The sequence below is a fragment of the Cedecea sp. FDAARGOS_727 genome, assembly GCF_012273235.1.
Lineage (GTDB): Bacteria > Pseudomonadota > Gammaproteobacteria > Enterobacterales > Enterobacteriaceae > Cedecea > Cedecea davisae.
Map to the genome: position 1 here is coordinate 2,531,338 of NZ_CP050966.1, position 12,550 is coordinate 2,543,887.

Consider the following 12,550-nt stretch of genomic DNA (forward strand, 5'->3'; position numbering starts at 1 on the left):
TGACATTGCTGGCAATTTACGCATTTTTGCTTTGCTTTTTACCCCTGATATCGGTATAAAGCGGCGCGCGCGGCTTAATCAAAAGCACACAAAATTTGTGTTGCCCACTTCCAGCCGGGTTGAGCAATTATTTAGAGCCTGTCCGCTACAGTGCTCACAGCTTTAGCTTGTCGCATACCCAACAACGTATGCGTGGAGGTGACTGGATTAATGAACCGCCGTCTTTCGAACAACCTGGCATGCCGTCCTGGCGTGCGTATGCTCCTCGCAGCCTGCATCTCATGTTTTCAACCTTGCCGATGTTGTACCCATCTCGGCGCTTCTCAGGATCCCCGGGCCGGTGTTTGACGTTCCGTGGTTGCTGAACAAGGGCGCTCTTGTTTAACAAGAGTTTTCTCGTGGTTTCGCCGACCTGTCATACAGTGTTCGGTTACGTGTTTTACAATGATATGAAAATGAAACCGGTCGCACAGCTATGCTGTCAGCGTCTTATGCTGGCAATGCGCGCTGTTAATGGGTTGTTATTGCAGGATACCCCTGCGATAGTAGTCAACTGTTTTGCACATTCGACAAAATTTGAGGTTCGCCATGACTGACAAAATCACTTCTGTTTCGGGTTCGTCAGTGGGCGAGCAAGATGTACACCGTTCCATTCAGGAGGTTGCCATGAGCTCCGAGGAAGCCAGTAAGATGTTGCGTACTTATAATATTGCCTGGTGGGGTAATAACTATTATGACGTCAACGAGCTGGGCCATATCAGCGTATGCCCGGATCCGGACGTTCCGGACGCTCGTGTCGATCTTGCCGAGCTGGTAAAAGCTCGCGAAGCTCAGGGCCAGCGCCTGCCTGCGCTGTTCTGCTTCCCGCAGATCCTTCAGCATCGTCTGCGTTCAATTAACGCGGCTTTCAAACGCGCTCGTGAGTCTTACGGCTATAAGGGCGACTATTTTCTTGTTTACCCGATCAAGGTAAATCAGCACCGCCGTGTGATTGAGTCACTGATTCATTCCGGCGAGCCGCTGGGCCTGGAAGCGGGTTCTAAAGCAGAGCTGATGGCTGTCCTGGCGCATGCAGGGATGACGCGCTCCGTTATCGTGTGTAACGGTTATAAAGACCGCGAATACATTCGCCTGGCGCTGATCGGTGAGAAGATGGGCCACAAGGTCTATCTGGTTATCGAGAAGATGTCCGAGATTGGCATCGTGCTGGAAGAAGCAGAACGCCTGAACGTGATCCCGCGCCTTGGCGTGCGCGCGCGCCTGGCTTCTCAGGGCTCCGGCAAATGGCAGTCTTCAGGCGGCGAAAAATCTAAATTTGGCCTCGCGGCCAATCAGGTTCTGCAACTGGTGGAAATCCTGCGCGAACGCGGCCGCCTGGACAGCATTCAACTGCTGCACTTCCACCTCGGCTCGCAGATGGCGAACATCCGCGACATCGCGACCGGCGTTCGTGAATCCGCACGTTTCTACGTTGAACTGCACAAGCTGGGCGTTAACATTCAGTGCTTCGATGTGGGCGGCGGCCTGGGCGTGGACTACGAAGGGACGCGTTCCCAGTCCGACTGTTCGGTGAACTACGGTCTGAATGAGTACGCCAACAACATCATATGGGCGATTGGCGATGCCTGCGAAGAGAATGGCTTGCCGCACCCGACGGTGATTACCGAGTCTGGTCGTGCCGTAACCGCACACCACACCGTGCTGGTTTCCAATATCATCGGCGTAGAGCGTAACGAATATACCGAAGCTACGCCGCCGGCTGATGACGCACCGCGCGCGCTGCAAAGCATGTGGGAAACCTGGCTGGAAATGCACCAGCCTGGCACACGCCGTTCGCTGCGTGAATGGCTGCACGACAGCCAGATGGATCTGCACGATATCCACGTTGGTTACTCCTCCGGCGCTTACAGCCTGCAAGAGCGTGCCTGGGCCGAGCAGCTCTACCTGAACATGTGTCACGACGTGCAGAAGCAGCTCGACCCGAGCAACCGTGCACATCGCCCGATTATCGACGAATTGCAGGAGCGCATGGCGGACAAAATGTACGTCAACTTCTCGCTGTTCCAGTCGATGCCGGATGCGTGGGGTATTGACCAGCTGTTCCCGGTGATGCCGCTGGAAGGGCTGAACCATGCGCCGGAACGCCGTGCTGTGCTGCTGGATATCACCTGCGATTCCGACGGCGCAATCGACCACTATGTGGACGGCGACGGGATAGCGACCACGATGCCAATGCCGGAATACGACCCTGAGAACCCGCCGATGCTGGGCTTCTTTATGGTCGGCGCATACCAGGAAATTCTGGGCAACATGCACAATCTGTTCGGTGATACCGAAGCGGTGGACGTGTTCGTGTTCCCTGACGGCTCGGTAGAAGTTGAGCTGTCTGATGAAGGCGATACCGTGGCGGATATGCTGCAATACGTGCAGTTGGATCCGAACAAGCTGCTGACCCAGTTCCGCGATCAGGTGAAGAACACCGACCTTGACGATGCGCTGCAACAGCAGTTCCTCGAAGAGTTTGAGGCGGGTCTTTACGGTTATACGTATCTGGAAGACGAGTAAGTTAGCCCGGACGAGCTCCCGCTACCGGGGGCTCGTTTTTTAAATATCCAGCACCAGATTTTGGGTAATCTCATCCCGAAGAGTCGGGAAAACGTGGTTTTCTTCGGCTATTTCCGGCCAGCGTCGCACTTCATTAATAATGCCATCAATTATCTTGTTGGATTTACGCGGGGTTAGGCTGCCTATCAATTGGCCTACGCTCAACAAATCCTCACGAGTAAAATTGTCGCGTTTACCGGCAATGGTCATCTGATGTTTGTCTACCCAGGGCGAGCCCGGTTTATAACTGTAGGCAATGTCATAAGCCGGAGCCAGGACCCAGCGAAAGTCATCATCTACTAAAAATGCCGTGTTTTTGGTGTGATCGTCATGGTTGCGGGCAATAACATTGAACACCATACGCCTGAATATTTGTTCCTGCTCTTTGTTTGACAGCGCTAATTTTCGGGCCACGGCCAGAAGCTCTTCGTAGCTGTAATAACCGGGTTTTTTGAAGTCAGCGTGATCCATACCGCATAGTGTTAAGACATGGTATTTCTGGTTTTCTTCTCGATCGAAACGGCGGGTCATAAAATGACTACGACCATTTTCGGCCAGAATTTCGCAGGGGGACATGTTGATACCACAACCCGTCGCCATTAACGAGTAGCTGTATTCCATCAGGCCAAAACCTTTAGGATCGCCAAATGTTTCCGTATTGGTATTGTGTTCCGTAACACCATCAAATTTTAATAAATAATGCTCAAATCCGGCAGGAGTATCCACCTGTCCGGATAAAATCTGGGTTCTGTCTTTGTTCACCGCAATGACGGCTTTCGGCCTGGCTCCACCTGCTGATGTTCCTACCTGCAATAGGTGGGACATCGCGTTTTGTTCGTTTGCGGTAATATCAACATGGTTACGATCGTTCAGAACTTTTTGCGCCAGTTCGACGAGCGCAGGCAGTTGGAGGGTGTCACCGTTATTTTCCGGAAGTTGGATGGCATTCTGATACTCCAGCGCGCCCATTCCTCGTGTGCCGGTATAAAGCAACCTGTCCAGTGCGCCAAATTGTGATTTGTCCAGTCCTTGCCGCGCCAGCCAGCTGTTTATCAAGGCGTTACCGAAGTCATCGGGCAATGAGTCGGCAAACACCGAGGGGAGGCCCCGATAGGTTTCAAAAGACAGTGAGGGAAAATTTTGTGGTGCTTTCGTCAAGGGCATGTGTAAAGGTGATAATGAAAAGCCTTCTGCTACCCACGCGGCATCATACTCAAAAGATACCCACGGTGAATCTTCCGTAATGGCCAGGGTTCCTACGTCAACCCCGGAGAACTGAACCTTGCAAGCCTGGGTAATCATCGTTATTCCCCTGTTTTGAGTTTTTTTCGCCGCTCCATCATGCTGCGGATTTTGATCATTTGCGCTGATGTTGACGCTGCTTTTTTACCTGTCGGGGAAACCTGAGACCATACTTCTGCCGGGCGTATAGTGGGGGAGGGGATCAGGTGATTAAAATTATCCAGCAACTGTAGTTCGCGAAGAACGGCAATAAATATGAGTAAGTTGCATGAGCCCGTTTTTAGTGAGCGGTAGGTCTTTGGTGTTATTCCTATCCGCTCTGCCAGCATGAGCTGGGTTATTTTCATTGTTTTGCGGCGAGCTTCTATTCGGGTGAACAGCATCCCGGCCAGAGCACTATCAGTCAGCGTTTTCGAAAATTCTTTCATGGGTCAAATTCTACCTTTCAATGGCGTTTTATGCTTGTTTTAGGTAGTTTACTACTCTTTTTTTAAGTGTGCTTATTTATTGTTTGAGGGGTAGTAGATTACCCTTTAATGATTGTTTTTGGTGCTTGAGGGTAAAATATTACCTTTTTTTGTGCTGCACCGTGTTTCGAATCATACTCTCTTCATCTATTGAACCCTGACCCGATTGCGGCGATAATCCGCACAATATAAGCAGTACCGAATCCAATCCCTTCCTCGTCGGGTTTAACGACGCGGAGGGGATTTTTTTTGATATCGACTAACCCCAACCGAGAGGTCAGACAATGAGCACCTTAGGCCACAAATACGATAACTCCCTGGTATCTAATGCCTTTGGTTTTTTACGTTTCCCGCTGAACTTCCAGCCGTACGATAGCGATGCGGACTGGGTTATCACCGGCGTTCCGTTTGATGCGGCAACCTCCGGTCGCGCGGGTGGTCGTCACGGCCCGGCAGCGATTCGTCAGGTATCCACTAACCTGGCATGGGAAGGCAACCGCTTCCCGTGGAACTTCGACATGCGCGAGCGCCTGAACGTTGTGGACTGCGGCGACCTGGTATATGCCTTCGGCGATGCCCGCGAGATGAGTGAAAATCTCCAGGCTCACGCCGAGCGTCTGCTGGCTTCCGGCAAGCGTATGCTCTCCTTCGGTGGCGACCACTTTGTGACTCTGCCGCTGCTGCGCGCCCATGCTAAGCACTTCGGTAAAATGGCGCTGGTGCATTTTGATGCCCACACCGATACCTACGCTAACGGCTGCGAGTTCGATCACGGCACCATGTTCTATACCGCGCCAAACGAAGGCCTGATCGATCCGAACCACTCCGTGCAAATCGGGATCCGTACCGAGTTTGATAAAGACAACGGTTTTACCGTGCTGGACGCGGGCCAGGTTAACGATCGCGGCGTGGACGATATTCTGGCGCAGGTTAAGAAAATCGTTGGTGATATGCCGGTTTACCTGACCTTCGATATCGACTGTCTGGACCCGGCATTCGCTCCTGGCACCGGCACGCCGGTTATCGGTGGTCTGACGACCGACCGCGCTCTGAAGCTGGTACGCGGCCTGAAAGATTTGAATATCGTCGGAATGGATGTTGTGGAAGTGGCCCCGGCCTACGACCAGTCTGAAATCACTGCCCTGGCCGCCGCTACCCTGGCGCTGGAAATGCTGTACATCCAGGCCGCTAAAAAAGGCGAGTAAACCTTACGCGCTAATTGCTGCTGCGCGATGCATGCGCAGCAGCAACATTCCTCCCGCCAGCAGGGTAATAACCTGCGATACAACCAGCACCGAAAAACCTGAACTGACCGACCCTACCGATTTCATCACTATCCCCATCAGCAGCGGAATAAATGCCGCGCAGATGTTGCCGAGCCCATTGATTACTCCATATGCACTACCGACCGCTTCCCGCGCGGCATGATGCTGGATTACCGCTGGAATGGCGGCACCCTGTAGCCCCCAGAAGATATTCGCTGAGAGCATAAACAGCGCAAGCCATGATGGCTGGTGGCTCAGCATCAGCGCGATAACGGACAGTGCGGTCAGCAAGCCGCCCACCACAAATAGCACTGGCGCTTGTTCCGGGCGCATCTTGTCGAGCAGTACCCCGCCAAGGAATTTCGAGCCCAGACTCAGCAGAAAAGGAATGGCCGCTAACATTCCCGTCGCATGCAGCGAGAAGTGGTGCTCATCACGAAGCCACGCGGGCAGCCAGGCGCTGCTGCCCCAGAGATAACTTAACGTGGCAATTTCAACCAGCAGCGTCCACCCCAGCAGCGGCGTTTGCCAGGCAAGCGTAAATGTCTGCACGATCCCCGGTTTTTTCATCCTCGCCGTACTGCGTGGAGCAGGCAGGAACCGCCAGATTAACCCTCCACCCAGTACCAGATTCATTACCGCCAGGGCATAAAACGAGCCGGCCCACCCCAGATGTGTCATCAACCAGGTGACCAGCGGAAAGCCCACGGCCAGCCCGAGAGAGACGCCCAGGGCGGTAACAGCATTGGGTTTTCCGATCTCTTCAGCCTTGAAGTTATCGCTGATAAAGCGCGTTTTTAGCGAAAAAAGTGGCCCTTCGGCAATGCCCAGAACCCCGCGTGCGATGAGCATTCCCATTAGCGAGCCCAGAAGCGGAGAAATTGCGCAAACCACAGCCCAAATCGCAATACTGCTTAATAATCCCTGCCGATATTGTAATTTGCTTTCAATAACCGGAGTTAATAACAAAGCTGAAAAACCATAACCCAGGAGAAAGAAGGTCATCAGCATCCCCTGTAACATTCTGTTTTCATTTAGCTGAAAATGTTCGGCAAATTCCGGATTTAAAATCATTACCGAAATATTTACCCGGTCGATGTAGGAAATAATAATAAGCAGCAATAGTGCTATTGTGCCTTGCCATCTTGCCGTCATCATGTCCGCCTTATATTCTGATTTATTTATATTTTTATGAGTGTGATTATCACGATGCTAAAATGGTTCACCTGTGAAACTCATTGTTTATAAACAATAAAATTAAAAATTGTTTCATGGGTGAAACATCCTCCATTTCCGTTAATTTATTTTTAAGAAGGAAGTGGAAAATAAGTCAATATTTTTTATTCAAAGTACAGGGCGCTAATAAGGCTCATCAGTCACGCCTGAAGAATGAAGTTTTCATATTTCTGCATTTTTTCGTGATCGCTTGCACAGATAGATAATTAAACCCCCTTCCATTAACAAATGATTCACAAATCAGCTTGACGAAAACGTCATCGCTTTTATATTGACCGTATTAAATAAGAAACAGAGTTTCATATATGAAACAAAAGCCTGGAGGATCGTGATGAGCTGGATAGGCGTATGTGACGCAGAGCAAGTACAGGAAGATTTCCCTTTTAGCGGCAATGTCGAAGGCAAAGAGATCGGCGTTTATTTGATTGACGGTGAATATTACGCCCTGGAAGACGTATGCCCCCATGCTTATGCGCTGCTGAGCCAGGGCTTCGTTGAGGACGGTAAGGTGGAGTGCCCGCTGCATGAGGCGGTTTTCGACGTAAAAACCGGCCAGTGCCTGCATGGCCCCGGCGGACGCAATCTGAACCGCTTCCCGGTTCGCATAGTTGAAAACCAGATCCAGATTACCTTTGTCGAGGAGACCGTGGCATGAGCGATACCCTGAACTTCAACCCGGCGCTGCCGGAAAGCCGCCAGTTTACCCCTCCGGCAGAAGGCGGTAACGGTGCCATCCATAAGCCGGGTGATTACCAGAATCTTATCTGGCAGACCCGCAGCCGCGTCCCGGAAAACTGGGAAGTGAACCTTATCGCCACGCTGGAAGATCTCTTTGAGCAGGGAGTGGAAACCTTACCGGAATTGGTCAAGGGGCTGAACGCGGTGCGGATGCACGATCTACAAGGCGAGCCGTGGAACGAAGCCAGCTTCCAGGCATTCTTACAGGTTAACGGCTATTGAGGGCAACGCGATGACGACTACCGTACAACACTATCTTGATAAAGGTCTGCGTGGCCTCTGGTATCCGGTACTGGCAAGCTGGGAAGTGCAGTCTGCGCCGGTGGGCATTACCCGCCTGGGCGAGCAGATTGTGGTCTGGCGGAATAAAGATGGCCAGGTTCAGGCCCTGGAAGACCGTTGTCCACACCGTGGCGCACGTTTGTCGATGGGCTGGAACCTCGGCGACCGTATTGCCTGCTGGTATCACGGCCTGGAAGTAGCGGGAAACGGCGAGGTGAAAGATGTGCCTGCCGTGGACAAATGCCCGCTGGTTGGCCAGCAGTGCGTGCGCAGTTACAACGTGCAGGAAGCGCACGGCGCCATTTTCCTGTGGTTTGGCGTAACGGCGGAACAGCAGCCGGATGAGTTGACCTTCCCGGGTGAGCTGGCGGACGGCGAAACCTACAGCAACTTCCTGTGTACTGCCGCATGGCAATGCAATTACCAGTACGCGCTTGAAAACGTTATGGACCCGATGCACGGCACCTATCTGCACTCATCTTCACACTCAATGGCGGAAGGCGATCGCAAGGCAGACATGGTGCTCCAGCCCACCAAAACCGGCTTTATCTTCGAGAAAAAAGGCCAGACAGGCGTTAACTTCGATTGGGTTGAATTGGGCAACAGCGGCGCTTTATGGATGCGCCTGTCGATTCCTTACAAGAAGCGCTTTGGGCCGGGTGGGCACTTCTTTATCGTCGGTATGGTGGTGCCGGAAGATAACGACAACTGCCGCGTCTTCTTCTGGCGTATTCGCCGCGTGCAGGGCTGGCAGCGCGATATGTGGCGCTTTATGTACCGCAACCGTCTGGAAAAACTGCACTGGGAAGTCCTGGAGCAGGACCGCGTGGTGCTGGAAAGCATGGCGCCGAATGCCCGCGAACATGAATACCTATACCAGCACGACGTCGGTCTATCCCGCCTGCGCCGTATGATGCAAAAAGCGGCCAGAGAGCAGCTGGCTCTTCGTGAAGAATCGCAGGGAGCGGCTTGATGAACGGGCTGTTGAGCGGAAAACGTATCGTCGTGACCGGTGCCGCTCGCGGGCTGGGCTATCACTTTGCCAAAGCCTGCGCGGAGCACGGCGCAGCGGTGGTGATGTGCGATATCCTGGAAGGCGAACTGGCTGAGAGTGCGCACCGGCTCAGTGCACAGGGGTATTCGGTTGTCCCCCACGTTATCGATCTGGCCGATCCGCGCTCTATTGAGCAGGTATTCAACGCGATTGGTGCTGAAGGGCAGATTGACGGCCTGGTGAATAACGCGGCGATGGCAACGGGCGTCGGCGGCGTAAACATGCTCGATTACGATCCCGATCTCTGGGATCGCGTGATGAACGTGAACGTCAAAGGCACCTGGCTGGTGACGCGCGCTGCGGTGCCGCTTATGCGCGAAGGGAGCGGGATTGTAAATGTTGCTTCTGACACCGCACTGTGGGGAGCGCCGCGCCTGATGGCCTATGTTGCCAGCAAAGGCGCGGTGATTGCCATGACGCGCTCGATGGCGCGTGAGCTGGGTGAGAAACGTATTCGTATCAACGCTATTGCGCCCGGGTTAACCCGCGTCGAAGCGACGGAATATGTGCCCGCCGAGCGCCATCAGCTGTACGAAAACGGGCGGGCGTTAACGGGCGCGCAATTGCCGGAGGACGTCACCGGCAGCGTGGTCTGGCTGTTAAGCGATCTGTCGCGGTTTATTACCGGGCAGCTGATTCCGGTCAACGGTGGTTTTGTCTTTAACTAACGGGTGAAGCGATTATGGCAAACGATCAGGAAGTGAAGTATCTGGTGCCGGGGCTTGAGCGCGGGTTACAGCTGTTGCTGGCCTTCGGCGAGCAGCATCGCGAACTGACCTTTGCCGAGCTGCACCGGCTGGTGGATATGCCGAAAGCAACCGCCTACCGCGTAGTGCAGACGCTGGAGTACATGGGTTTTCTGGAGCGTAATACGCGCACTAATACCTTCTCGCTGGGCATGAATGTGCTGCGGCTGGGCTTTGAGTACATCGCCTCGCTGGATGTGGCGCAGGTGGGCCAGCCGGTGATTGAACAGCTGCGGGACATCAGCCAGTGCAGCAGTCATTTGGCTATTCGGGACGGGCGGGACATCATCTACATCGCTCGCGTCAGCGCTGCCGGTTCGCGCATCAATCAGGTCAGTATTGGCACCCGTTTACCCGTGCACTGCACGTCGCTGGGGCGCATGTTGTTAACCGATATTTCTCGCGCTGATTTTGAACAGTTGTTCCCGCACGAGCGCCTGCCTGGCAACACGCCCGGGCAGCTTCACGACCGCGAAGCCCTGTGGCAGATGGTGCAACAGGACAAAGCCCGTGGCTATGTGATCGGCGAATCTTTCTTCCGCCACGGCATCTCCTCCATTGTTTATCCGGTGTATGACCGCAGCGGGCGTGTAGCAGCGGTAGTCAGCATTCTCGTGCCGTCGGAAGAGATCCCGCAAACGGACCGTGAACGTCTGCAAAACGACGTTCGTCTGGCGGCCGATAAAATTTCTGGCTTTTTAGGTTATTTGTCACAGGCCAGCTAAATCAGTGAGTTAACGTCAGGCGCTTAACTGCGTCGGGCATGTTTTACGCCCAATTTGGGCCAGATGAGGCAACGAACGATGAGTATAACCGGAATTGAAAAGCTGGAATTTGGCGTTGATAACCTGACGCACTGCGCCAAATTTATGCATGATTTTGGCCTGGCGGGCGATGCTGACGGCCGGTGTTTTACCACCTTAAGCGGCGCGCGCGTGGAGCTAAATGCAATTGATAACCCGGACCTGCCGCCTGCGTTTGAAGCAGGTAACACCCTGCGACGCATGACCTGGGCGGTCGCCACGAAGGCAGATCTGGATGCCTTGCGTCCGAAGCTGCAATCCCAGCCCGGTTTTTGCGAAGTTGACGGTGCGCTGGAGTGCCTCGACCCAAATGGCATGACCCTGCGCGTGCAGGTGAGCCAGCAGAAGCCGGTTAATCTGATTGTTGAACCCATTAATCAGTGGGGCGACGTGCGCCGCGTTGATACGCCGAGCCCGGTTTACGGGAGCGCGCAACCAATCAATGTTGGCCACGTTGTGTTCTTCGTCGAAGAGCTTGCTGAGGTAGAGAAGTTCTACCGCGAAGTACTGGGCTTTGAGGTTTCCGATCGCTACATCAATCGCGCCGTGTTCCTGCGCTGCGGCGTACGCGGCGGCCATCACAATCTCTTCCTGTTGCAGCTGCCAAACCGCAAGCGCGGGCTCAACCATGTGGCCTTTACCGTTCGTGATATTCACGAGGTGATCGGCGGTGGGATCGCGATGAACAAAAATAACTGGAGCACCTTTATTGGACCCGGGCGCCATCCGGTTTCCTCAGCCTATTTCTGGTACGTCAACAGCCCGGCGGGCGGCGCATTTGAGTATTACACCAACGATGATTACCTGACCGAAAACTGGCAGCCGCGCGAGCTTGAGCACTCTCTGATCTCCTTTACAGAATGGGCGGTGGAAGGCGGAATCGACCATGACACCCGCCGCCAGCAGAAAAAGCTGGAGGCGGTATGACGTCGCGCATTGTCATTATTGGCGGCGGCCAGGCGGGCGGCTGGGCGGCAAAAACGCTGCGTGATGAAGGTTTTCAAGGCGAGATTTGCGTAGTGGCGGAAGAAGAGTGGGATTTCTACGAGCGCCCGCCGCTCTCCAAAGCTTCGCTACTGGAACCCGATGCCGCGCTGCCGCGCCTGTTTTCTGAAGAGGCGCAACGGGCGCTGAACCTGACCTGGTATCGCCCTTTGCGCGCTGAATCCATCGATCGTGATGCTAAAAGGGTGCGTTTAAGCAACGGCGAGTCTCTTGGGTACAACATCCTCTTGATCGCCACCGGAGGGCGGGCGCGTCTACCGGGTGAAGCATGGATGAACCATCCTCAGGTCTACACTCTGCGCCACTGGCGGGATGCTCAGCGCCTGAAAGCGCGTCTGGCCGAAAGCAAAACGCTGGCGATTGTCGGCGGCGGCTGGATCGGCCTGGAGATTGCTGCCTCCGCGCGCAAAAGCGGCGTGGTGGTCACGGTGTTCGAACAGCAGGCTGCGCTGTGCATGCGTTCTGTAAGCGGTGAGGTTTCTCAGCGATTAGCCGCAATCCATCGCGAGCAGGGCGTGGATATCCGTACCGGCTGCGGCCCGCTGGAGCTTGAGGGTAATAACGGTCTGCCGGTCATTTACTGCGGCGGTAAACGTGAAACCTTCGACGCCGTTGTGGTTGGGATCGGCGTCGATCTCAATCTGGAACTGGCGCGCGACGCAGGGCTTAAAACCGAACGCGGGATTGTCGTTGATGCGCAGGGCCGCACATCCGATCCTTTCATCTTTGCTGCGGGCGATGTGGCGCAGCACCATCATTTCGGACTGTGCATTCAATCATGGGCATTTGCCCAGAATCATGCGGTGGCGACGGCCAAAGCGATGCTTAACCCGGATGCGCCGGGCTACGACGACGCGCCGTGGCTGTGGTCGGATCAATATCAGCACAATATCCAGATCCTCGGCATTCCGGACTCGGGCAGCAAAACGACAGTACGTGAAGATTCGCTGTTCTTCTCGCTGGATGAGAATGGGCGACTGACGCAACTGGTGGCGTTTAATGATGCGCGCACGGTCAAGCTGGCGAAGCGCTGGATGGCGGCGGGGCGGGACTTATCGGACGTGCCGCTTACCGACCCGACTTTTTCATTGATGTCATTGCGATAGCA

Annotated in this window: 13 protein-coding genes; 10 read left to right on the forward strand and 3 right to left on the reverse strand. The window is 54.2% G+C overall.

What is annotated here, in order from left to right; translation table 11 throughout:
• The first annotated feature begins 455 nt into the window (after positions 1 to 455).
• The gene (gene yqgB / locus FOC35_RS12105) at positions 456 to 596 is read left to right on the forward strand and encodes an acid stress response protein YqgB (RefSeq protein ID WP_371810689.1); all 141 of its coding nucleotides are present in this window, start codon (positions 456 to 458) and stop codon (positions 594 to 596) included.
• Positions 589 to 2,565 (forward strand): biosynthetic arginine decarboxylase, encoded by a 1,977-nt coding sequence (speA, locus tag FOC35_RS12110; RefSeq protein ID WP_172569004.1) that lies wholly within the window; start codon positions 589 to 591, stop codon positions 2,563 to 2,565. Before yqgB ends, speA begins: the two co-directional genes overlap by 8 nt.
• A gap of 39 nt (positions 2,566 to 2,604) precedes the next feature.
• On the opposite strand, the gene FOC35_RS12115 is transcribed toward speA, so the two are convergent.
• The gene (locus FOC35_RS12115) at positions 2,605 to 3,906 is read right to left on the reverse strand and encodes a type II toxin-antitoxin system HipA family toxin (protein WP_172569005.1); all 1,302 of its coding nucleotides are present in this window, start codon (positions 3,904 to 3,906) and stop codon (positions 2,605 to 2,607) included.
• Positions 3,907 to 3,908: 2 nt separating this feature from the next.
• Positions 3,909 to 4,274, reverse strand: a complete 366-nt coding sequence (locus tag FOC35_RS12120; protein ID WP_016538152.1) for a helix-turn-helix transcriptional regulator — start codon at positions 4,272 to 4,274, stop codon at positions 3,909 to 3,911.
• A 323-nt stretch (positions 4,275 to 4,597) separates the two neighbouring features.
• Between FOC35_RS12120 and speB the strand changes: the two genes are divergently transcribed.
• Entirely contained in the window at positions 4,598 to 5,518 is a 921-nt protein-coding gene (speB, locus tag FOC35_RS12125) for an agmatinase (RefSeq protein ID WP_016538151.1), read from the forward strand.
• 3 nt (positions 5,519 to 5,521) lie between these two features.
• On the opposite strand, the gene FOC35_RS12130 is transcribed toward speB, so the two are convergent.
• Positions 5,522 to 6,733 (reverse strand): MFS transporter, encoded by a 1,212-nt coding sequence (locus FOC35_RS12130; RefSeq protein ID WP_172570358.1) that lies wholly within the window; start codon positions 6,731 to 6,733, stop codon positions 5,522 to 5,524.
• Between the two features lie 412 nt (positions 6,734 to 7,145).
• Between FOC35_RS12130 and FOC35_RS12135 the strand changes: the two genes are divergently transcribed.
• The 7 genes from FOC35_RS12135 to FOC35_RS12165 all read left to right on the forward strand — a co-directional run bounded on the left by FOC35_RS12135 (position 7,146) and on the right by FOC35_RS12165 (position 12,548).
• A complete protein-coding gene (locus FOC35_RS12135; protein ID WP_039898812.1) occupies positions 7,146 to 7,469 on the forward strand; it encodes a non-heme iron oxygenase ferredoxin subunit in 324 nt (107 codons plus the stop codon).
• Complete coding sequence (locus FOC35_RS12140; protein ID WP_016538147.1) at positions 7,466 to 7,774, forward strand: recombinase-like helix-turn-helix domain-containing protein; 309 nt, start codon at positions 7,466 to 7,468, stop codon at positions 7,772 to 7,774. The genes FOC35_RS12135 and FOC35_RS12140 overlap by 4 nt, the downstream gene beginning before the upstream one ends.
• A gap of 10 nt (positions 7,775 to 7,784) precedes the next feature.
• Positions 7,785 to 8,807: an aromatic ring-hydroxylating dioxygenase subunit alpha gene (locus tag FOC35_RS12145; protein ID WP_172569006.1), complete on the forward strand. Its 1,023-nt coding sequence runs from the start codon at positions 7,785 to 7,787 to the stop codon at positions 8,805 to 8,807.
• A complete protein-coding gene (locus FOC35_RS12150; RefSeq protein ID WP_172569007.1) occupies positions 8,807 to 9,556 on the forward strand; it encodes an SDR family oxidoreductase in 750 nt (249 codons plus the stop codon). The genes FOC35_RS12145 and FOC35_RS12150 overlap by 1 nt, the downstream gene beginning before the upstream one ends.
• A gap of 14 nt (positions 9,557 to 9,570) precedes the next feature.
• On the forward strand, positions 9,571 to 10,359 hold the full coding sequence (locus tag FOC35_RS12155) for an IclR family transcriptional regulator (RefSeq protein ID WP_016538144.1): 789 nt from the start codon (positions 9,571 to 9,573) through the stop codon (positions 10,357 to 10,359).
• 78 nt (positions 10,360 to 10,437) lie between these two features.
• Positions 10,438 to 11,364 carry a VOC family protein gene (locus FOC35_RS12160; RefSeq protein WP_172569008.1) on the forward strand — a complete coding sequence of 309 codons (927 nt, stop codon included), beginning with the start codon at positions 10,438 to 10,440 and terminating at the stop codon, positions 11,362 to 11,364.
• The gene (locus tag FOC35_RS12165) at positions 11,361 to 12,548 is read left to right on the forward strand and encodes an NAD(P)/FAD-dependent oxidoreductase (protein WP_172569009.1); all 1,188 of its coding nucleotides are present in this window, start codon (positions 11,361 to 11,363) and stop codon (positions 12,546 to 12,548) included. The genes FOC35_RS12160 and FOC35_RS12165 overlap by 4 nt, the downstream gene beginning before the upstream one ends.
• The last annotated feature ends 2 nt before the right edge of the window (positions 12,549 to 12,550 follow it).

Coding starts and splice junctions, on each gene's coding strand:
- FOC35_RS12155 (WP_016538144.1), top strand. CDS start 9,571: ATGGCAAACGATCAGGAAGTGAAGTATCTGGTGCCGGGGCTTGAGCGC.
- FOC35_RS12120 (WP_016538152.1), bottom strand. CDS start 4,274: ATGAAAGAATTTTCGAAAACGCTGACTGATAGTGCTCTGGCCGGGATG.
- yqgB (WP_371810689.1), top strand. CDS start 456: ATGAAACCGGTCGCACAGCTATGCTGTCAGCGTCTTATGCTGGCAATG.
- speA (WP_172569004.1), top strand. CDS start 589: ATGACTGACAAAATCACTTCTGTTTCGGGTTCGTCAGTGGGCGAGCAA.
- FOC35_RS12145 (WP_172569006.1), top strand. CDS start 7,785: ATGACGACTACCGTACAACACTATCTTGATAAAGGTCTGCGTGGCCTC.
- FOC35_RS12130 (WP_172570358.1), bottom strand. CDS start 6,733: ATGACGGCAAGATGGCAAGGCACAATAGCACTATTGCTGCTTATTATT.
- FOC35_RS12140 (WP_016538147.1), top strand. CDS start 7,466: ATGAGCGATACCCTGAACTTCAACCCGGCGCTGCCGGAAAGCCGCCAG.
- FOC35_RS12160 (WP_172569008.1), top strand. CDS start 10,438: ATGAGTATAACCGGAATTGAAAAGCTGGAATTTGGCGTTGATAACCTG.
- FOC35_RS12135 (WP_039898812.1), top strand. CDS start 7,146: ATGAGCTGGATAGGCGTATGTGACGCAGAGCAAGTACAGGAAGATTTC.
- FOC35_RS12165 (WP_172569009.1), top strand. CDS start 11,361: ATGACGTCGCGCATTGTCATTATTGGCGGCGGCCAGGCGGGCGGCTGG.
- FOC35_RS12150 (WP_172569007.1), top strand. CDS start 8,807: ATGAACGGGCTGTTGAGCGGAAAACGTATCGTCGTGACCGGTGCCGCT.
- speB (WP_016538151.1), top strand. CDS start 4,598: ATGAGCACCTTAGGCCACAAATACGATAACTCCCTGGTATCTAATGCC.
- FOC35_RS12115 (WP_172569005.1), bottom strand. CDS start 3,906: ATGATTACCCAGGCTTGCAAGGTTCAGTTCTCCGGGGTTGACGTAGGA.